This is a genomic window from Fundidesulfovibrio butyratiphilus (assembly GCF_054657235.1).
The window spans coordinates 217,523-238,288 of record NZ_BAAHXA010000003.1 but is presented as its reverse complement, the minus strand read 5'-3'; the positions used below and the strand labels follow the sequence as shown (position 1 = coordinate 238,288).

At 63.3% G+C, this 20,766-nt stretch carries 12 protein-coding genes; 7 read left to right on the top strand and 5 right to left on the bottom strand.

Going from position 1 to position 20,766, the window contains the following annotated elements:
* Window position 1: 1 nt before the first annotated feature.
* From fliR to ACYQ01_RS17105, 4 genes are all read right to left on the bottom strand, one after another.
* Window positions 2-775, bottom strand: coding sequence for a flagellar biosynthetic protein FliR (gene fliR, locus ACYQ01_RS17120; protein ID WP_459935031.1), 774 nt, complete (start codon window positions 773-775; stop codon window positions 2-4).
* 345 nt (window positions 776-1,120) lie between these two features.
* Window positions 1,121-2,005, bottom strand: coding sequence for a M23 family metallopeptidase (locus tag ACYQ01_RS17115; RefSeq protein ID WP_459935030.1), 885 nt, complete (start codon window positions 2,003-2,005; stop codon window positions 1,121-1,123).
* A gap of 12 nt (window positions 2,006-2,017) precedes the next feature.
* Window positions 2,018-2,779, bottom strand: a complete 762-nt coding sequence (locus ACYQ01_RS17110; RefSeq protein WP_459935029.1) for a tRNA lysidine(34) synthetase — start codon at window positions 2,777-2,779, stop codon at window positions 2,018-2,020.
* A gap of 358 nt (window positions 2,780-3,137) precedes the next feature.
* A complete protein-coding gene (locus tag ACYQ01_RS17105) occupies window positions 3,138-4,349 on the bottom strand; it encodes a tRNA nucleotidyltransferase/poly(A) polymerase-related protein (protein ID WP_459935028.1) in 1,212 nt (403 codons plus the stop codon).
* On the opposite strand from ACYQ01_RS17105, the gene ACYQ01_RS17100 reads away from it, so the two are divergent.
* The 5 genes from ACYQ01_RS17100 to ACYQ01_RS17080 all read left to right on the top strand — a co-directional run bounded on the left by ACYQ01_RS17100 (window position 4,348) and on the right by ACYQ01_RS17080 (window position 14,865).
* The gene (locus ACYQ01_RS17100) at window positions 4,348-5,331 is read left to right on the top strand and encodes a biotin--[acetyl-CoA-carboxylase] ligase (protein WP_459935027.1); all 984 of its coding nucleotides are present in this window, start codon (window positions 4,348-4,350) and stop codon (window positions 5,329-5,331) included. The two genes, ACYQ01_RS17105 and ACYQ01_RS17100, sit on opposite strands and share 2 nt — an antisense overlap.
* A 33-nt stretch (window positions 5,332-5,364) precedes the next feature.
* The gene (locus ACYQ01_RS17095; protein ID WP_459935026.1) at window positions 5,365-9,060 is read left to right on the top strand and encodes a pyruvate carboxylase; all 3,696 of its coding nucleotides are present in this window, start codon (window positions 5,365-5,367) and stop codon (window positions 9,058-9,060) included.
* A gap of 104 nt (window positions 9,061-9,164) precedes the next feature.
* A complete protein-coding gene (locus ACYQ01_RS17090; RefSeq protein ID WP_459935025.1) occupies window positions 9,165-12,713 on the top strand; it encodes a PEP/pyruvate-binding domain-containing protein in 3,549 nt (1,182 codons plus the stop codon).
* Window positions 12,714-12,983: 270 nt separating this feature from the next.
* Window positions 12,984-14,099 (top strand): peptide-methionine (R)-S-oxide reductase MsrB, encoded by a 1,116-nt coding sequence (gene msrB / locus ACYQ01_RS17085; RefSeq protein ID WP_459935024.1) that lies wholly within the window; start codon window positions 12,984-12,986, stop codon window positions 14,097-14,099.
* 166 nt (window positions 14,100-14,265) lie between these two features.
* Window positions 14,266-14,865: a YceI family protein gene (locus ACYQ01_RS17080; protein WP_459935023.1), complete on the top strand. Its 600-nt coding sequence runs from the start codon at window positions 14,266-14,268 to the stop codon at window positions 14,863-14,865.
* Between the two features lie 88 nt (window positions 14,866-14,953).
* Here ACYQ01_RS17080 and ACYQ01_RS17075 read toward each other — a convergent pair whose 3' ends face one another.
* Window positions 14,954-16,255, bottom strand: coding sequence for a M23 family metallopeptidase (locus tag ACYQ01_RS17075; protein WP_459935022.1), 1,302 nt, complete (start codon window positions 16,253-16,255; stop codon window positions 14,954-14,956).
* A gap of 295 nt (window positions 16,256-16,550) precedes the next feature.
* On the opposite strand from ACYQ01_RS17075, the gene ACYQ01_RS17070 reads away from it, so the two are divergent.
* Both ACYQ01_RS17070 and ACYQ01_RS17065 read left to right on the top strand, forming a co-directional pair.
* The gene (locus ACYQ01_RS17070) at window positions 16,551-17,669 is read left to right on the top strand and encodes an efflux RND transporter periplasmic adaptor subunit (RefSeq protein WP_459935021.1); all 1,119 of its coding nucleotides are present in this window, start codon (window positions 16,551-16,553) and stop codon (window positions 17,667-17,669) included.
* The gene (locus ACYQ01_RS17065; protein ID WP_459935020.1) at window positions 17,666-20,761 is read left to right on the top strand and encodes an efflux RND transporter permease subunit; all 3,096 of its coding nucleotides are present in this window, start codon (window positions 17,666-17,668) and stop codon (window positions 20,759-20,761) included. Before ACYQ01_RS17070 ends, ACYQ01_RS17065 begins: the two co-directional genes overlap by 4 nt.
* Window positions 20,762-20,766: the final 5 nt, after the last annotated feature.

Below are 20,766 nucleotides of genomic sequence, written 5' to 3'. Positions count from 1 at the left end.
CTCAGTGCTTGAGGACCAGAGTGAACATGGAGCCCAGGTCCACCAGGTATCGGTTCACGAATTGAGAAAGGGACGCGAACACCAGGGTCATGAAGAGAAACCCCACCAGAATCTTGATGGGAAATCCGAACGTCAACACGTTGAGCTGGGGCGCTCCCCGGGAGATGAGCGCCAAGGAAAGGTCCACCAAAAACAGCGAAACCATGATGGGCGCGCTGACCCGGATGGCGATGACGAAGATGTTGGCCGCGAACCTGAGTATCGATTCGCCCAGAGCCGGCGTGATGAGCAGCCCGCCGGGCGGCACCAGGGAGAAGCTTTCGCACAGGCCCTGCAAAATGAAGAGATGGCCGTTAAGCCCCAGAAAGATGAGCACGGTACATTGGTAGAAGAATTGGGCGGTCATGGACTCGGACGTGCCGGTCATGGGGTCGAGTACGTTCATCATGGAAAATCCCATGGAAAAGCCGATGATGTACCCGCCCGTTTGGATGGCCGCGAACAGAAAGTTGACCAGGATGTTGAGCACCAGGCCCAGGAGCACCTCGCCCAGAAGCATGAGCGTCAGTCCCATGGTGTTGAGCGGCAGCATGGAAGGCGGAAAGCTGAGCTTGGGAAAGAGCGCCAAACTCATGACCATGCACAAGGCTCCCTTGATCGAGTTGGGAATGGCTCCGGCCCCGAAAAAAGGCAGCATGAACACCACCAGGCTTATGCGCACGAGCGTCAGAAAAAAGCTGAAGAAGACCGGGGCGCTGATATTGAAAAGCTCCATGCCTCGTTCCTAGCAAAACGCGGGCCAGCGCCCATGACGGGGGAGGGGGAGGGAAGACAAATCGCCTCCGGCGGCCCGAGGGGGTGACCCCCTCGGGGCTCCCCGGGTGCCTGCGCGGGCGAGGACGACCGCGCGCGAGCCCGGTCAGGCGCGGGAGGGGCGAAAAATACCGGGGCCTGTCTCCGGCCTTGCCGGAGACAGGCCCCGCTTATTTCTCCAACTCTCCCAGGCTTGTACATTGCTTCGCGCCGTCGCATCGCGTCCGTCCGCACGCGCGGGGGGCTGGGGGCGGGCTCCGCCCCCAGACGCCGGAGGCTCTTCTCTCCTCTTCTTCTCCCTCGCCTTTTACGGCAGGTAGACGCGCGGGTCCACGGGCGCGCCGCGCAGTCGGACTTCGTAGTGCAGGTGGGGGCCGGTGGAGCGGCCGTCTTGTCCGACGAGGCCCAGCGTGCGTCCGCGTTCGATTTTGTCTCCGTACCGCACGGCCAGATCTTGGATATGGGAAAAACTCGTGACGTATCCTCCGCCGTGATCCAGCATGACGGCGAGTTCGCCTTCGGCGTCCTGTCCGGCGAAAATCACGCGTCCCGGGGCGGGAGAGCGTACGGGGGAGCCCGACGGGGCCATGATGTCCACGCCCTTGTGGAATTCCTCCCGGTTGGCGAAGGGGGAGAGCCTGACCCCGAATCCCGAGGAGATCACGCCTTCCACGGGCCAGGCGTCCGGGGCTTCTCCCAGAAGAAGTCCGGGGTCGGCGCCCAGGAGACGGGCCTGCGCGGCGTCGAGCCTTTCGGCTCGGGTCGATTCGGAGAGCAGGCGGCTGTAGGCTTCCTGGACTTCCAGTCGGGTGAGTTGCAGGTCGCTTTCGCGTTTGACCTCCGACACGGCGTCGTCGCTTTGGGCGGCGGTTTTGGCTTCCTTGTCCAGGCTGATCATTTCGCGCAGCTTGGCGTCCGCGTCGTGCAGGCGCTTCACGCCGGTGGCGATTTCTTGGCTCATTTCGTCCAGGCGTTCCACGTTCTGGGCCAGGCGCGCCTTGGACTTGTCCGATCCGGCCACTTCCTCTTCCATGGCCGGCAGGGAGGAGACGGACGCGTACCACCAGATGTTGGCCGCGCCCACGAACACGAGGGCGGCCAGAAAAACGGCCACCGGCCAGCGTTTGACCGTGGCGCGGTGAAAGCGGTTCGCTTCGTCGCGGAAGATTTCGAAACCCGAGGAGTGGGGCATGGAGGGGGCTTCCTACGGCCGGCGCGCGTTCGGGTCAAGTTGCCAGCGTCCGATGGCCCCCAGGGTGTTGGCTCGGAACCGTTTGTCCCGGGCGTAGAGTTCGCCCAGCCAGTCCTCGAAGTCGGCCCGGCGGGTATGGCCGGCGGAAGGGCAGGGGTTTTTCCACACCGGCAGGCCCCACTGCTTGGCCGCCCGGTTGATGTGGGTCTTTTCCAACCCGAGGAGCGGACGGATCATGCGCAGTTTGCCTTCGAAGAAGGGTTCGTCCGGGGAGAGTCCGCTCACCTTGCCGGTTTGGAAAATGTTCATGAAAAAAGTGACGTTCAGGTCGTCGGCGTTGTGGCCCATGGCCAGATGGGTCAGCCCGTAGAACCGGCACAAGTCAAAAAGGCGGTTGCGCCGGAGCATGGCGCAAAAGAAGCATGCCGAACGTTTGCGGTTCTCGTCGGAATGGGCGCGCGGTCCGTGGTCGGTGGTTTCGGCGTGCAGGGCCACGCCGTGGTCCGCGCACCACTGGATCAATGGAGCGTGTCCCAGCGGAGCAAAACCCGCGTTGATGTGCAGGGCCATGATATCGAAGGCGAAGGGATTGATGCGCTGGCGAAGCCTGAGCACGTTGAGCAAAACGAAACTGTCCGCCCCGCCGGAAACCGCCACCCCCACGCGGGCTCCGGCGTGGAGCATGCCCAGGGTGCGCATGAGCTTGCCCGCCCGCCCGACGCACATCTTCTGGGCGTAGGTGGACCGCTCGTCCTTGACGCGTTTGTATTCCATGCGCTGGGCATAGCCCGAGGCGCGACCGGAGACAAGCACAGTGGACAGGGGGCGTCGGAAAGGCCCCAGGGGCGCCGCCCCTGGACCCCGCTGGGGGCGGAGCCCGCCCCCCGACCCCCGCACATGCGGGCGGACGCGATGCGACGGCGCGAAGTAATGTACAAGCCTGGGAGAATTGGAGGAATAAGCGGGGCCTGTCTCCGGCAAGGCCGGAGACAGGCCCCGATATTTTTGTTCCCTTCGCCCGCGCCTGACCGGGCTCGCACGCGGTCGTCCTCGCCCGCGCAGGCACCCGGGGCGGCCCGAGGGGGTCACCCCCTCGGGCGGGGGGCGGGGAGCGGCGCCCCCGTCTTCCTCTTCATTCTTCCTCTTTGCCCGCCGCTATGGGGCGTCCTTCTCCTTGCCGATCCGCCTTCCGGTCCAGTTCGGCGTTGATTTCGGCGCGAGCCTGTCGGTCGGCGGCCAGGGCGTCGCAGCGCAGTTGGCGCAGCAGGCGGCCGGAGTCTTCGCCCTGGTTCATTTTTTCCTCGGGCAGGCGCACGGCCTTGATGACCTTGAGTTCGTGCCGGGCCTGGGGCCAGCGGTCCCAGCGGGAGTCGGCCAGGCCCAGCTTGAAGAGCTTCGAGGTCAGGCGCTTGGCTTCCAGGGCCATGAGCATGTCCACCACGGTATGGGGGCGCAGGGTGGGATATTCCTTGGTGCGCATGTGGTAGCGGCAGCCCAGCTCTCCCGCGTCTATGAAGGTGCGCGGCAGGCGCAGACGCCAGCCCATCTCCAGGGCCAGGGGTTCGCCGGCGGTGTCGTGTCCGTGGTGCTTGGGCCAAACTTCGCGCGGGGTCAGGGTCTTGCCCAGGTCGTGGACCAGGGCCATCCACACGGCCAGGGGATCGCCGGCCAGCTTGTCCATGACCTCGCAGGTGTGCCCGAGCACGCTTTTGTCGTGGTATTGGGGCGGACCGCCGGGAATTTCGCCGGCTCCGGCCAGTTCGCCAAGCCAGGGGGAAAGGCATCCGGCCCGGTGGAGCAGTTCGAGAAAGCGCGAGGGCTTGGGAGCCGCCAGGGCCTTGCGCACCTCCGCGCCCATGCGTTCCGCCGCGGGTTCGGCCAGCGCCCCGGAAGCGGCCACGGCCCGCATCTGGGCGAGAAGTTCGGGGCTTGCGGAAAAGTCCGGCAACTGGGCCGCGAAGCGCGCCGCCCGAAACACCCGAACCGGATCGTCGGCCATGGCCGTTGGCGAAGCCGGACGCAGTATCCGGGCCTGCAAATCCGCGAAAGCCCGGGGATGGGCGTGGATGAGCCCGGCTTGCGCACCGTTGTCGCCGCCCATGGCCAGGGCGTTCACGGTCAGGTCGCGCAGGGCCAGGTCCGCGTCCAGGGTGCCGCCCCGGGGCCAAGCGTATTCGCAGCCGTCCAAAATAAATACGGGAAAGGACTTTCCCACTTGACGAGCGCCGGGGTAGCGCGCCAAAAACTGTTCAGCGGTAGCGTCGACGACCAGATAATCCCGATCGCCCTGCGGCCTGCCGAGCAGCATATCCCGAAGCGCCCCTCCAACCAGGTAGATGTGCATGTCGTTTGCGTGTTCCTCTCATGTGCTGGGCAACCAGTTGGTTCCCGGCCCTGGGGTCATTTTGTGGGCCGGCGGCCGCGAAGGTCTGGCCGAACCGGTGGACCCCGAATCCTTGGCGGCTTTTCATCTCGCCTGGGCCAAGGATGCTCACGCCTTGGCCCCTTGGCAAGAAATTTTGCGCCCGTGGCCCGAAGGGTGTTCGGCCGAATCGTGGTGGATCTCCCCGACCAGCGCCCGGCTCGTGCGTTCGAGCGTGGTGGTGTGCGGTCCGTGCTCCTCGGTTCTCGACGTGATTCGGCCCCTGGCCGAGTGCGGGGCCTGCTTCGCCTGGGACTCGGTGCTCGGCGTCAAACAGTGGGCCGGCCGGGGGCAACTGCGTCGCCGATGGGAGTCTCCCGCCGGCAATCTTTACGCCGCCATGGTGCTTCCCAAGCCGCCGGAACGTTTCGACACGCTTGTTCCCCTGCTTGTGGGGCATTGTCTGGCCGAATACTTCCGTTCCCGGGGGAGCGGCGTGGCGCTCAAGTGGCCCAACGACATCCTGCAAAACAACGCCAAGGTGGCTGGCGTGCTGGTGGAGGAGAGAAGGGGCCATCTGCTTGCCGGCATTGGAATAAATCTGGTCAGCGCCCCCCCCGCCGCGCGTCTTCGCGAAGGCTTCGCCATACCGGCCGGAGTGCTTTCCACGACAATCTCCGAACCGACCCCTCTGGGGCTCTGGCTGGAGCTTGTGAATTTCGTGAGAAACTGTTACCAAAAATGCCTCCAGATCGACACGGCCGAAAGCTTGGCCTATACAATAGAACAATCTCTCGCCTGGCGGGGAGAGCTTGTCGAGGTCCTCGACGGGGGCGATCCCCCGCGACGGGGCCGGCTGTCGGGAATCGATCCGGACGGCGCGTTGCGTCTGGTGCCAGAGGACGGCTACGGCACGGCAATACGACTCGTGTCCGGGAGCATATGGCCGCTTGGGCCGGAATGATTTTTTTCACTTCCACCACATAAAGGAGCCCTCATGGGCGTCAAGACCTTTCAGGACGTTCTCGAAGAAATCAACGGCAAGAAGATTCTCGTGGCAAACCGGGGTGTTTCCGCCCGGCGCGTCCTGCGTTCCATCCGGGAGCGTCTGCAGGCCGTGCCGGTGCTCACCGCCACCAAGGTGGACATGAGCTCCCCCGCGGTGGGCGGCGCCCACGAGTTGATTCTTCTGGGCGAGGACCCCAGGGCCTACCTCGATCTTGATCTCATCATCCGGGAAGCCAAAGCCGCCAAGGTCGCGGCCATTCATCCCGGTTGGGGTTTCGCCTCCGAAGACCATACGTTTCCCGAGAAATGCGCCAAGGCCGGGCTTCTCTTCATAGGACCCACGGCGGAAGCCATGCGTCTGCTCGGCAACAAGGTCGAGGTGCGCAAGCTGGCCAGGCAACTCGACGTGCCCGTGGTGCCCGGCTCCGGCGGGTCGGTGAGCATTCCCGAAGCGCGCGAGGTCGCCCGGGAGATCGGTTTTCCCATCATGCTCAAGGCCGAAGGCGGCGGCGGCGGGCGCGGCATCTACGTGGTGCATGAGTCCAGGCAGCTCGAAGAGGCGTTCTCCAAGGCTTCGGCCCTGGCTTTGGCCTCGTTCGGCAACCCGCGCCTGTTCGTGGAGAAATATCTGGGCAGCGTGCGCCATATCGAGGTGCAGGTGGTGGCCGACAAGCACGGCAACGTGTTGGCCCTTGACGAACGCGACTGCACCGTGCAGCGCAACCACCAGAAGCTCGTCGAGATCACGCCGTCTCCCTGGCCGGGCATGAACGACCAGTTGCGCGACAAGCTCAAAGCCTGGTCCGAAAAGCTGGTCAAGCACGTGGGCTACCACTCGTTGGCCACCGTGGAATTCCTGGTGGAGCCCAACGGCACTCCCTATCTCATCGAGGTCAACACCCGCCTGCAGGTCGAACACGGGATCACGGAATGTCGCTACGGAATCGACCTGGTGGAAGAGCAAATCGCCATCGCTTTCGGGTCCAAGCTGCGTTTCAACAAGACCAACTGCAAGCCCTCGTACTGGGCCATGCAGGTGCGCATCAACTGCGAAGACCCGCAGATGGGCTTTTCGCCCAACGCCGGGGTCATCACCCGCTACATTTCTCCCGGCGGCCAGGGCGTGCGCCTGGACTCCTGCCTGTCGGCCGGCTACGACTTCCCGTCGCAGTACGACTCCGCCGGCGCCCTGCTCATGAGCTACGGCCGCAGTTGGGACAAGACCATGGGCGTCATGGACCGGGCGCTCCGCGAATACGTGGTGTCCGGCGTCAAGACCACCATCCCCTTCCACTTGCAGGTGGTCCGCCACCCGCTGTTCAGGGCCGGCACCTACGACACCAACTTCATCGCCAACTCGCCCGAGCTTCTGCGCTACCAGGACGTGGAGCCCGAGAGCTTCCGTCTGGGCCGCTTGGTGGGCGAGATCGCGGCCAAGGGCTACAACAACTACGTCCAGCTCGGTGAATACCGCAGCCGGGCCGACAAACGCCTGGGCCGCTTCAAGGTGGTCATGCCCGTGCTCGACCAGAAGGCCTGGACCCCGCCCTATCCCCGGGGCGACAGGCTGGCCCTGCTCGACCAGGTGCGCGACTCCGGCATCGTGCATTTCGCCGACACCACCACCCGCGACATCACCCAGTCCAACTCGGGCAACCGCTTCCGCCTGGCGGAAGACCAGCTCGTGGGGCCCTATTTGGACAACTGCGGCTTCTTCTCCCTGGAAACCGGCGGCGGGGCGCACTTCCACGTGGCCATGATGGCCAACATGACCTACCCCTTCACCGAAGCCCAGGAGTGGAACCGCTTCGCGCCCAAGACCTGCAAGCAGATCCTCATCCGCTCCACCAACGTGCTGGGCTACAAGCCCCAGCCCAAGAACCTCATGCGCCTGACCGGCGAGATGATCTGCGAACACTTCGACATCATCCGCAACTTCGACTTCCTGAACGACATCGACAATATGACCCCGTTCACCGAGGTGGCCCTGGCCAACCCCGGCGTCGTCTACCAGCCGGCCATTTCGGTCTCCTGGGCCAAGGGGTTTGATGTTGCGCACTACATGGGCGTCCTGGAAGCCATCCTGGACAACTGCTCCAAGACCTCGGGCATGTCGAAGAGGAAGGTGTGCAAGGTCATCATGCTGGGTCTCAAGGACATGGCCGGCGTGTGTCCGCCCCGGTTCATCAGCGCCCTGGTGACCGCGATCCGCAAGAAATATCCCGACCTGGTCATCGCCTACCACCGCCACTACACCGACGGGCTGTTCGTGCCCGCCGTGGGAGCGGCGGCCCAGGCCGGAGCCCACGTCATCGAAACGGCCATCGGCGCGTCCGTGCGCTGGTACGGCCAGGGCGAGGTGCTCTCCACCGCAGCCTATATGGAAGGCGAACTGGGACTCAAGACCAGCCTGAACAAGGAGATGATCCGCACCACGGGCTTCGTGCTCAAGCAGATCATGCCCTATTACGACCGCTACACCGCTCCGTACTTCCGGGGCATCGACTACGACGTGGTGGACCACGGCATGCCCGGCGGGGCCACTTCGTCCTCGCAGGAAGGGGCCATGAAGCAGGGGTACATCCATCTGCTGCCCTACATGCTCAAGTTTTTGGCCGGCACGCGCAAGATCGTGCGCTACCACGACGTGACCCCGGGCTCGCAAATCACCTGGAACACGGCGTTCCTGGCCGTGACCCAGGCCTACAAGCGCGGGGGCGAACGCGCGGTGCGCGACATGCTGGAAGTGCTGGAAACCACGGCCGAAACGCCGGATTCCGGCCTGACCAAGGCCTGTATAGCGGACCGGCTCACGCTCTATGCGGACTCCAACGACGCCTTCCGTCAACTTCTTTTGGGCAAATACGGCAAGTTGCCTCTGGGCTGGCCTCCGGATTGGGTGTATGAGTCGGCTTTCGGACCGGAATGGCGCGACGCCATCAAGCAGCGTACCGAAGAGTCGCCCTTGGCTTCCCTGAAAGACGTCGACATTCCGGCCGAGCGGGCAAGCTTGGCCTCGCGCATCGGACGCGAGCCCACGCCGGAAGAAGTGGTGCTGTACCTCAACCATCCGGGCGACGCCTTGAAGACCATCGAGTTCCGCACCAAGTACGGCGACTGCAATAAATTGCCCCTTGACGTGTGGTTTGAGGGTCTGGAGCCCGGAGAGGAGTTGACTTTCGAAGACTCGCACGGCAAACCCCACACCTACACGCTTTTGAGCATCTCTAACCCGGACGCTCAAGGGTTGTGCGTGGTGCGGTATGTGCTGGATTCCGAAATATTGTCTTATCAAGTGAAGGTGGCCGAAGCCACGGTCGGGGCCGGAACCGGCCATGCCGTGGAGATGGCCGATCCTTCCAATCCGTATCATGTGGCCGCGCCGTGCAACGGCGACTTGTGGGTTATGCACGTCAGTCCAGGCGATTTCGTGAAACCTGGGGAGGAAATCTTCAACATTTCGGTGATGAAGCAGGAAAAATCGGTTCATGCGCAGGTGGAGGGCCTGGTCAAGAGGGTCCTCAAGAACGCCGACTACTTCGAGGACAAGAAAATGGTCCCGGTCAAGGAAGGCGAACTGCTGGTGGAGCTTATGAGCGTCCAGAAGTCCTGCCCCGAGTGCAAGCAGCCTCTGGCCGACGAAGACTTCCACTTCTGCCCGTACTGCGGGCATGGCATGGAGTAGGGTGATCGGCGCGTTCGATCGCCAAGGGAAGGATCCATGACCACGACCTGCCCAGGCAGGCCTCTCTCACGAATCCCGGGCTCGGCCCGCTAAGGAGGATACGCATGGTAAAAGGCGCACCCAAGGCTCCCGGCACTGAAAAACGGGACCTTATGAAAAAGCTCATTCTCACCGGAGCCGATATTGTGGAGATCGGCGAGGAGGCTGAGCTCCTGGTTGGCGGCAAGAACTACAACACGGCCATCATCAGCCAGGTTCCGGGCATCCGTGCTCCGCAGTTTCGCGCCGTCTCCTCCATCGTTTTCCACAAGCTCCTGGACGAGACCAAGGTCAACGCGGCCCAGATTCGGGCCGCCGTGGACCACGAATACAATCGTACCGATTGGCACAGCGACGAGGTCAATCAAGACCCTGAATTCATTCGCAACTTTGTGCGCAAACTGGCGTTGCACGTGCGCGAGACCGCGCCGGAAAAGGCCACCCATATCAAGTTGCGCACCTTCATCAACAACGTTGTCGAAGGGTTCGCCACCTCGCCCGAAGGGATCGACCAACTGCGCAAGCGCTCGGTGCTGGTGCAGGTGGCCATTCTCGCGGTGGACATGCCCAAAGAGGCCTCCGACGCGGTGCGCAGCGCCTACGTGGACATCTGCCACGACGCCGCGCTCGACGACGTGCCCGTGGCCGTGCGCTCCTCCGCCGCCGGCGAGGACTCGCGCAAGAAGGCCTTCGCCGGCCTTCAGGACACCTACCTGAACATCACCGGCGAGGACCGGGTGGCCGAAGCCTACCAGTGGGACTGCGCCTCGGCCTACAACCTGCGCTCCATGACCTATCGCCGCGAAGCCATTCTCGACGCGGTGCAACTGGCCGAGCGCACGGGCGACGACTCCATCGCCGATCGGGCCAAGAAAGAGTGGGCCATCGAGAACACCTCGCTTTCGGTCTGCATCATGCGCATGATTAATCCGGTCATCTCGGGCACGGCGTTTTCGGCCGAGACCTCCACCGGCTGCCGCGGCACCGACCGCAAGGACCTGGTGTCCATCGACGCCAGCTACGGTCTGGGCGAGGCGGTTGTGGGCGGTATGGTCACGCCCGACAAGTTGTATGTGTTCCAGCGCGACGACGGCCACGAGGTGGTCATCCGCAACATGGGCTACAAGGACAAAAAGATCATCTATGACGAGCGCGGCGGCACCAAGCTCGTCATGGTGGACGACCTTGAAGCCTATCGCTGGGCGCTCTCCCTGGCCCAGGCCGAGGAAGTGGCGCGCGGCGTGCGCGGCATTTCCAAGGCGTACGGCGGCATCATCATGGATACGGAGTTCTGCATCGACCAGTCCGACCGGCTGTGGTTCGTGCAGGCCCGCCCCGAGACCCGCTGGAACGAGGATTTCGAACAACATCCCCACACCATTTTCATGCGCCGCATGGAAGTGGACGAAAAAGTGCTGCCCCGGGCCGAAGTGATTCTCGAAGGCAACGGAGCTTCGCGCGGCGCGGGCCAGGGCACGGTGAAGTTCCTGCGCTCGGCGCTCGAACTCAACAAGATCAACAAGGGCGACATCCTGGCCGCCGAACGCACCGACCCGGACATGGTGCCGGGCATGCGCGTGGCCTCGGCCATTTTGGCCGACGTGGGCGGCGACACCTCGCACGCGGCCATCACCTCGCGCGAGCTGGGCATTCCGGCGGTCATCGGCATCCAGCGCCCCGAACTGCTGCGCGCCCTGGACTGCCAGGAAGTGACCGTGGACGGCTCGCGCGGCAAGGTCTATCGCGGCCTGCTTCCCCTGGTGAGCGTGGGCGGCGAGATGGACCTTTCCAAGCTGGCTCCCACCAAGACCAGCGTGGGCCTGATCCTCGCGGACGTGGGCCAGGCGCTCTTCCTCTCCCGGTTGCGCACCATGCCCGACTTCGAAGTCGGCCTCTTGCGGGCCGAGTTCATGCTGGGCAACATCGGCGTGCATCCCCAGGCCCTGGAAGCCTATGACAACGGCACCCTCAACCAGTTGGTGGACAAGAAGCTTCAGGAATACGAAGCCCGGCTCACCCAGCTCATCAAGGAACAGATGGCCGCCGGCTACATCTCCCTTGACGTGAAGCTGCGCCCCTACGTGGGCCTGGTGACCGGCCTGTCCAAGGAGCTCGAAACCCTGACCGAGCAGGAAGGCGCCCAGGGCACCGACGAGGTGTTGGCCATCCATCGCCGGTTGCGCGAGCTGGACAAGAAGCTCGACGAATACGTGAGCAACGCCACCCGTCGTCTGGACATCATCAAGACCTCGGTGAACTTAAGCGACCATGTGGCCGTGATTCTGGGCTACTGGGACGAACTGCAGGAGACCTCGACCAACACCGACGCGGTGCGCCATCGCATGGAGCTCAAGAGCCATGTGGCGGAGCGGGCCCAGGCCGTGGCCGACGAGCCCGTTATCAAGGACTTCCTGGCCAAGATCCAGGCGCTGCGCAACGAGATCGCCCGTCAGGTGCGCATCCAGCGCGACATGGAAGAACTGCGCACCCTGCCCGACCGTATCGGCAAGCAACTGCGTTCGCGCGGCTACCGCAGCGGCAAGGAACTCTACGTGCAGACTCTGTCCCAGTCCCTGGGACTGTTCGCCATGGCCTTCTACGGCAAGCCCATCATCTACCGGACCACGGACTTCAAGTCCAACGAGTACAGAAACCTGGTGGGCGGCGCGCTGTTCGAAGCCCACGAGGACAACCCCATGCTGGGATACCGGGGCGTGTCGCGCAACATCCACGACTGGGAGCTTGAGTCCTTCAAGCTGGCCCGGGGCATGTTCGGCGGCAAGAACCTGCAGATCATGCTGCCCTTTGTGCGCACCATCGAGGAAGCCCGGTCCATGGTGCGTTACCTGTCCAAGGTTCACCGCCTGCGTTCGGGCGAAGACGGACTCAAGATTCTCCAGATGTCCGAAATTCCGTCCAACGCCATCCTGGCCCGGCAGTTCCTGGAGGAGTTCGACGGCTTCTCCATCGGCTCCAACGACATGACCCAGATGGTGTTGGCCACGGACCGCGACAATTCGAGCCTCGCGCACATCTACGACGAAGAGGACCCGGCCGTTGTCTGGGCCATCCTGGTCACCATCTTCACCGGCCAGATCATGGGCAAGAAGGTGGGCTTCTGCGGCCAGGGCGTGTCCAACAGCCTGATCATCCGGGGCTTGGTATCCATTGCCGGCATCGTGTCGGCTTCGGTTGTGCCCGACACCTACTATCAGACCAAGATCGACGTGGCCGAGCTCGAGGCCCACAACATTCCGGTGAGCAAGCTGGGCGCCTGGCTCGGCGAACAGCACCTGAATCGTTTGCACAAGCTGCTGACGAACAACAAGTACGAGCATATCCTCAAGAAGTACCAGTCCGCCTCGGATCTGGCCGACTGGTACGAAGGGGAGTTGGAGCGCATGGCCACCGAGCTGCGCGACAACCTGGAAACCCCCAAGGAAGCCTTCTACCGCCAGGAGCTGGAAAAGTACCGGTCCACCTTCCACAAGCCGGTGATCTACGCCGCCTGGGACTGGGAAGACACGGTGGAAAAGGCGCTGCATCACGCCGGCTTCAAGGACTGGGAAGAACAGGCCCAGGCCCTGGAACGGCAGCGCCAGAAGACTTGGTAGAACGCGTTCCTTTCATCCCATCGACAACGGCGGGCGGCTCCTTGCGGGCCGCCCGTTTTTTTGTTCCCCACAGGCTCTCCGGCATCGTCCCGACGGGGAGAACAAACTGCCGTCCGAAGGATCTGTGTGGGCATCAAATCTTGACTGGTACTTACCTAAGATAGACTTGACATTTTGTCGTTCGTTCCCACCATTAGGCGCAAGAGGCGTCGCACAGGGAAGGGCCTTCCCGGCGAGAAAAGCCTCATCCCATCGAATGCGAGGTGAACAATGACTCTGCCGCGTATCTTTCCTTCCTGGTTGGTCACCCTGGCCTGGGCCGGATTTGTGTTGCCGTTCGCCGCACCGGCCAGGGCGGTCAGCCCAGAGGACTTGGCGCCGCGTCCGGGCGAGGCCGTGGCCACGTTGGCCGGAGGGTGTTTCTGGTGTACGGGAGCCGATTTCGGGGAACTGCCCGGCGTGACCCGCGTGATCTCCGGCTATACGGGGGGCACGGTGAAAAACCCCAGCTACGAACAGGTCAGCACCGGCTCCACCGGGCACCTGGAGGCCGTGCAGGTCTTCTACGATCCGCAAAAACTCAGCTATTCCGAGATACTCGACTACTACTGGCGACACATAGACCCGACAGACGCGGGGGGGCAGTTCGTGGACCGGGGCAGCCAGTACCAGACGGCCATCTTCTATCACGACGAGGCCCAACATCGGGAGGCCCAGACCTCGAAGCAGGCCTTGATCGACTCCGGTCGCTTCGCGGGAAAGACCGTGGCCACGAAGATTCGGCCCTTCGAGGTCTTTTACGCGGCCGAGGAGTACCACCAGGGCTTTCCCGGCAAGAACCCCTTGCGCTACAAGTCCTACCGGGCCGGCACCGGGCGTGACGACTTTCTGGCCCAGACCTGGAAGGACGCGCCGGAGGCGGGCGCGGACCAAGCCGATTCGGCGTCGCCCTTCGTCAAGCCCGGCCCGGAGGAGCTGCGCAACAGGCTCACGCCCCTGCAATTCGAGGTCACCCAACGCGAAGGCACGGAGCCGCCGTTTGACAACGCCTTTTACGCGGACAAGCGGGCGGGCATCTATGTGGACGTGGTTTCGGGCGAACCGCTTTTCAGCTCCCTGGACAAGTTCGACTCCGGCACGGGCTGGCCGAGCTTCACCAAGGCCTTGGAGCCGGGCCACCTTGTGGAGCGCCAGGATCGCAGGCTCTATCCCGCGCGTACCGAGGTGCGCAGTCGCCTGGCGGATTCCCACCTGGGCCATGTGTTCCCGGATGGCCCCGCCCCCTCGGGGCTTCGCTACTGCATGAACTCCGCGGCGTTGCGTTTTATTCCCGTGGAGGACCTGGAAAAGGAAGGCTACGGACGCTACCGCACGTTGTTTCAATGAACCGGGGAGGCGACACACGCCTGACGACCAAAGCGGGCCAAGCGCGAGACACCGTGCGCATGGGTTGACTTTTTTCCCCGTATGCCTTCCCTTTCTCATCATCAGGCGTCGCCGAAGCGCCACTCCGGCGTTTCGGCGACGTTCTCATCCCTGAAGGAGGTTCTCCATGAACGCCAAGTTGAAAACCCTGGTCCTGACCCTGGTCCTGCTTGTCCTGGCGGCCGCGTCGGCCCAGGCCAGGCAGAAGGCCCCGGTCTGGAAGATCGATCCCGACCATACGTCCTTCACCTTCACCATTCGCCACATCCTGGGCGACGTGCCTGGCCGTTTCGACAAGTTTTCCGGTAAACTGAGCTTCGATCCGGAAAATTTAGACGACAGCGCCTTCGATATCACCGTGAAAACCGCGAGTGTGAACACCGCCGTGGCCAAGCGTGACGAACATCTGCGCGGGGCCGACTTTTTCGAGGTGAAACGCTACCCGGACATGCGCTTCGTGAGCACGGAAATCCTCCATAAGGAGGGCGACGCGTACGTTGCCAAGGGCAAGCTCACCATCAAGAACGAAAGCCGGGAGGTGGAGATTCCCTTCACGTTCCGGGGCGTCAAGGACAACCCCATGCAGCAGGGCGTCAAGGTGGCTGGCTTTCGTTTCGCCTTTCCCGTGGTGCTGGCCGACTACAAGGTCAGCGACGGCCGCTTCACCCGCATGGGGCTCGTGGGAGACACGGCCCAGCTGGTGGTGAACATGGAGGCCTTGCGGTAGCTTTCGCTGTGTGAAGCAAGGAAAAAAACAAGCGGGGCGGGCCGGATGCTTTCCGGCCCGCCCCGCTTTTCGTTCGTGGGTCGAGAGGCTATTGGAGCTTGCTCGTGATGTTGTCCTTGATCCAGTGCGGGTCCCACCATTCGATGGGCTGGATCTGGATGCCGTTCAGAATGACGCCGAAGTGCAGGTGATCGCCGCCGGCCAGGCCGGTGGCGCCGGTGTTGCCGATCTTGTCACCCTTTTTCACCTCGTCGCCTTCCTTGACGCTGATCTGGCTCAAGTGGGAATAAATGGTCTGTAGGCCCCAGCCGTGATCCAGGATCACGGCGTTGCCGTAGATGCCCAGAAATCCCGTGAACACCACCCGGCCGCTGTTGGCCGCGGGAACTTCCGCGTTTTCCAGCGAGGCCAGGTCCACGCCCAGGTGGGTTTCCTCGTCTATGCGCTGGCCCTTGTAGAGGTAGGTCCGGCCGTCGCCGAATCCGGCCTTGGGCGCGGCATTGGGCAGGCGCAGGAAGGGGCCGCCGTCCCAGAGCATCTCGGGAGAGGTCTTCTTGGCGTACTCCGCGAGCTTGCGCACGTTTTCCCGACGCAGGTCGTGGTTGACCTTTACGTAGAGTTGCACCGGGTCCTTTATGTCGGGATAGACTTCCTCGAACTGGGGCATCTTGGCCTGAAGGAACTCGTCGGAGATGTTCAGGTTGTCATGTTTGAACTTGGCGGGCTTGGCCTGGTAGCGGAAGGTGATGGAGCGTTCGTTGCCGGACTGGTCCTGGGCGTGGATCCGGGGCACGAAACGGCTGGTGTCCATGTCCCAGGGAAGGGCGAACAGGGCGCAGTAGTTGCCGGAGGGCATTTTGTAGCCGGGAAAGTAGTAGTCGCCCACGGTCACGCCGGAGCGCTCCACGTCCTTGTTGATCTGGTACACCACGGCGCAGGCGCCGCCCTGCTTGATGAAGTGGGCCATGGACAGCACCGAGATCACCGGAGCCCGGTTGTCCAGGGCCATGGGTCGGGTGAGGCGGGCGGTGTTGCCGGCCCCGAAGTTGAAGATCGACTTGTCCGTGGCGGCGACGTTGATTTCGAAGTTGCCCTCCCGCAGCCCGGAGTTCTCCAGGGTGAAGGTCGCGCTGACCTCCTGGGGGGCGTTGTCGTAGGTTTTCTGAAGGATCGGCGTATCCTTCTGGGCCTGGAGCACGCTGACGCGGATCGCCTTGATGCCGGAGCGCAGGTCGCGCGCCGTGACGGTGAATTCGCGCTTGCTGCCTGTTGCCGTCGTGTCGGGCGAGAGGGTGATTTCCGGGGCCTTGTTGTCCGTGAGCATGAAATAGCCCCCGAAACCCAGGCCGATCAAAACCAGCAGAAACAAAAGCGAAAGAATCTTTCCCATGATCGTGTGTGTTGTGTGGGGGTTGAGGGTGGAACGACGCAGAATATCGCACGTCGTGATTGAATGTGTGTAGCCCGATGCGGTCCGAACGACAAGGAAAACCCGCCGCGCGCCGGGAAAACGCCGTCATGGTGATGGCGGACCGGGCTTCGCAGGAGGAAGCGGACGGGCGGCCAGCCGTTGCGGGGCCAAGGCGGAAAAGGCGTTCGTGTCCCGTGGGACAAACCGGTCCCGCTTGCCCAAGTCCTGGGAAAAAGATACTTCCCTACGGAAACCGGAATCTCGAGGCCCTCCCATGATGAAGCTTGCGCTCCTGGCTCTCGCCCTCCTTCTTTTGCCCGTGGCGGGCTGCGACAAGAAAGTTCAGGCCCCGGCCAGAAAACCGGTCAACGTGCGCGTGGCCGTGGTCTCCCTGTCGGATGCTCCCCTGGTGGTCAAGGCGGTGGGCCATGTGGTGGCTTATCGGACGGTTTCTGTCGCGCCGCAGGTCACAGGGCTGTTGGCCGCGGCCCACTTCGCCGACGGCGCGTTCGTGCGCGAGGGGCAGAAACTCTTCGACCTGGACCGGGCCCCCTTCGCGGCCAAGGTGGAGGAGGCCAGGGGGGCGCTGGGACGCGACTGGGCCAAAGCCGCGCAGTCCACCCGCGACTACCTGCGCTACAAGGATTTGGTGCGCCAGGGCGTTGTCAGCCAGGACGACTACGAACAACGCCTGACCCAGCAGCGCTCCGACTGGAAACAGGTTCAGGCCGACCAGGCCGCCCTGGAGACCGCCCGCATCAACCTGGACTACTGCGCCATAGTCTCTCCGGTCACGGGCGTGGCCGGCTACCAGCTCATCAAGCCGGGCAACCCGGTGAGCGCCTATACCTCGACCCTGGTTACCCTCAACCAGGTGCGTCCTATCCTGGTGCGCTTTTCCGTCAGCGAATCGGAACTCGGCCTGGTGCGCGAACGCTACCTGGCGGGCAAGCCCTTGCCCGTGGCGGTCAGATCTCCCAAGGAAGAGCGCGAGGTGCGTGAAAAGGGCCGGCTCACCGCCTTGGACAACGCCGTGGACATCCAGACGGGCATGATTTCCCTGCAGGCCGAGTTTCAAAATCCCGATCTGGAACTCTGGCCCGGCCAATACGTGCAGGTGAAGCTCACCCTGGAAGTGCAGAAGGACCAGTTGCTCATGCCCTCCGAAGCCCTCATTCGTCGCCAGGACGGGGCCTTCGTGTTCGTGGCCGGTGAAGACGGCAAGGCCGAACTGCGCAAGGTGCAGGACGGCAGAACCGTGGGCGAGAGCCAGGTGATCGTCGAACAGGGTCTGAAGCAGGGCGATCGGGTCGTCACCGACGGCCTGGTTCGTCTGGTGCCCGGAGCCCCGGTGAACGTTGTCAACGACTCGACGGGCGGAGGCCCACAGTGACCGACGGATTCATCAAGCGTCCGGTCGCCACCACGCTCATCACCTTCGGGATCATCTTTCTGGGGCTCACCGCCTACCGGTCCCTGCCCGTGAGCGAAATGCCGGCCATCGACTTCCCGACCATACAGGTCATGGCCCAACTGCCCGGAGCCGATCCCGAAACCATGGCGTCGTCGGTGGCCACCCCGTTGGAGAAGCAGTTTTCCTCCATAGCGGGCCTGAACTCCATGAGTTCGGTCAACACTCTGGGGCAGACCACCATTGTCTTGCAGTTCGATCTGGGGCGAAACATGGACGGGGCCGGCTCGGATGTGCAGACCGCCATTTCCGCCGCCTCGGGATACCTGCCTTCCAACCTGCCCAACCCGCCCACCTACCAGAAGGTCAACCCGGCCGACGCGCCCATCCTGTACATCGGCATGCGCTCCGACACCTTGCCCCTGTACGAGCTGACGGAATACGCCAAGACCTTCGTTTCCCAGCGCATTTCCATGGTGTCGGGCGTGGCCCAGGTGGCCATCTTCGGCGACCAGACCTACGCCCCGCGCATCCGGCTCGATCCGGACAAGTTGGCCGCCTACAATCTGGGCGTCAATCAGGTGGCCGACGCCTTCATGGCCGAAAACGTCAACCTGCCCACGGGTTCGCTCTACGGAAAGGTCAAGCTCTACACCATAAAGACCAAGGGCATGCTCATGGACGCCGCCCAGTACATCCGCCAGATCGTGGCCTGGCGCAGCGGCAGTCCCATCCGTCTGTCCGATGTGGGCACGGCGGTGGATTCCTCCATCAACGACAAAAACGCCTCCTACCACAACCAGACGCCCTCCATGACCGTCGCGGTGCGTCGCCAGCCCGGCACCAACACCATCAAGGTCGTGCAGGACATCCGGGCGCTCTTGCCCTCTATTCAGGCCACGCTGCCCTCGGCCATCGATTTTCAGGTCATGTACGACCGTTCCGCCTCTATTGAGGAGTCCGTGAACGACGTAAAGTTCACCTTGAGCCTTTCCGTGCTCCTGGTGGTGGCGGTGGTCTTTTTGTTCCTCAAGAACCTGCGGGCCACGATCATCGCCAGCATGGCCATCCCCACCGCGCTTATCGGCACGTTCGCCATGATGAGCATCGCCGGATTTTCGCTGGACAACATGTCCCTCATGGCGCTGACCCTGGCGGTGGGGTTCATTGTGGACGACGCCATCGTCATGCTCGAAAACGTGGTGCGCCACATGGAAATGGGCAAGCCTCCCCTGGCCGCTTCGCTGGACGGCGCGCGCCAGATCGGGTTCACCATCGTTTCCATGACGCTTTCCCTGGCCATCGTGTTCGTGCCGATCATGTTCATGGCCGGCATTCTGGGGCGCATTCTCAACGAGTTGGCCGTCACCATCACCATCGCCATTCTCGTTTCCGGGTTCGTGACGCTGAGCCTCACGCCCATGCTGTGCAGCCAGTTCCTGCACGGGGGCGGAGACGTGGGCCGCTCGGGCCGCATCTTCAAATGGATGGAGGCCAAGTACGAGTCCACGCTGCATTGGGTGCTCAAATACCGGGCGATCACCCTGGCGGCCTCGTTCGTGGTGCTCGCGCTCACGGTGTATCTGTTCACCAAGGTGCCCCTGGGGTTTATTCCCACCACGGACATGAGCTTCGTCTACGGCTTCGCCCAGGCCGAACAGAGCGCCTCGTTCGAGGCCATGAAAGCGCGTCTGCTGCGCGTTTCCAAGATCGTGTCCGACGACCCGGACGTGTTCAAGGTCATCGGCATCGTGGGTGTGGGCGGGCCCAACCCCTCCATGAACAACGCCGCCTTCTTCACCATGCTCAAGCCCCCCTCGCAGCGCCGGAACAAGCAGGGCATCGAATCCGTGGTGAACGGCATGCGCGCCAAGCTGGCCGGCATTTCCGACCTGCGGTTGTTCATGTTCACCCCGCCCTCGATTCAGATCGGGGCCAGAAGCGCGAGGGCCATGTACCAGTTCACCCTGCTCACGCCCGAGCCGGCCAAGCTCTACGAAGCGGCCAGACACTTCGAGACGGCCATGCGCACGCTGCCCGAAATTCGCGACGTGAGCTCCGACATGCAGGTGGACGGGCCGCAACTCACCCTGAGCATCGACCGGGACAAGGCCGCCATGCTGGGCATTTCGGCCAAGGCCATCGAGACCGCCCTGTGGAGCGCTTACGGCGCGCGCCAGATATCGAACATCTACGCCGCCACCGACACCTACCGGGTGGTGGTGGAGGTGGAGCCCCGCTTCCAGCTCGACCCGAACCTGCTCTCCAAACTCTATGTGCAGCCGGACCTGGACAACAACAAGGACAAGAACAAGGACAAGCTCACCCCCCTGGCCAGTCTGGTCTCCATGCGCGAGGGCGTGGGGCCCATCACCGTCAACCACACGGGCCAGCTTTCCTCCGTGACCATTTCCTTCAACCTGGCCCAGGGATATTCCCTGTCGCACGCGGTGGAAGCCATCGAGAAGCTGGCCGAAAAGGAGCTTCCCGGCGACGTGAGCCACCGCTTCGAGGGCCAGGCCACGGCCTTCAAGCAGTCGGCGGCCAGCGTGCCCTTTCTGCTGCTCATCGCCATCGTGGTCATCTACATCATCCTGGGCATTCTCTACGAGAGCTTCATCCATCCCCTGACCATTCTTTCCGGCCTGCCCTCGGCGGCCCTGGGCGGGGTTTTGTGTCTGCTCATCTTCGGAAGGACCCTGGACCTTTACGGATTCGTGGGCATCATCATGCTCATCGGCATCGTGAAGAAGAACGCCATCATGGTCATCGACTTCGCCATAGAGGCGGAAAAAACGGGCAAGACGCCCCAGCAAGCGGCCTTTGAAGGCTGCATCACCCGTTTTCGACCCATCATGATGACCACCGTGGCCGCCTGCGCCGGTATCATGCCCATCGCCATGGCCTACGGCGCGGGCGGCGAAGCCCGGCAGCCCCTGGGGCTGGTCGTGGCCGGCGGACTCATCATCTCCCAGGTGGTGACCCTGTATCTCACCCCTGTGGTGTACACCTATCTCGACGAGGTCCAGACCTGGATCCGGAAGCGCCGCAACCGCGAACAGGCGGCCGGCTGAGGACA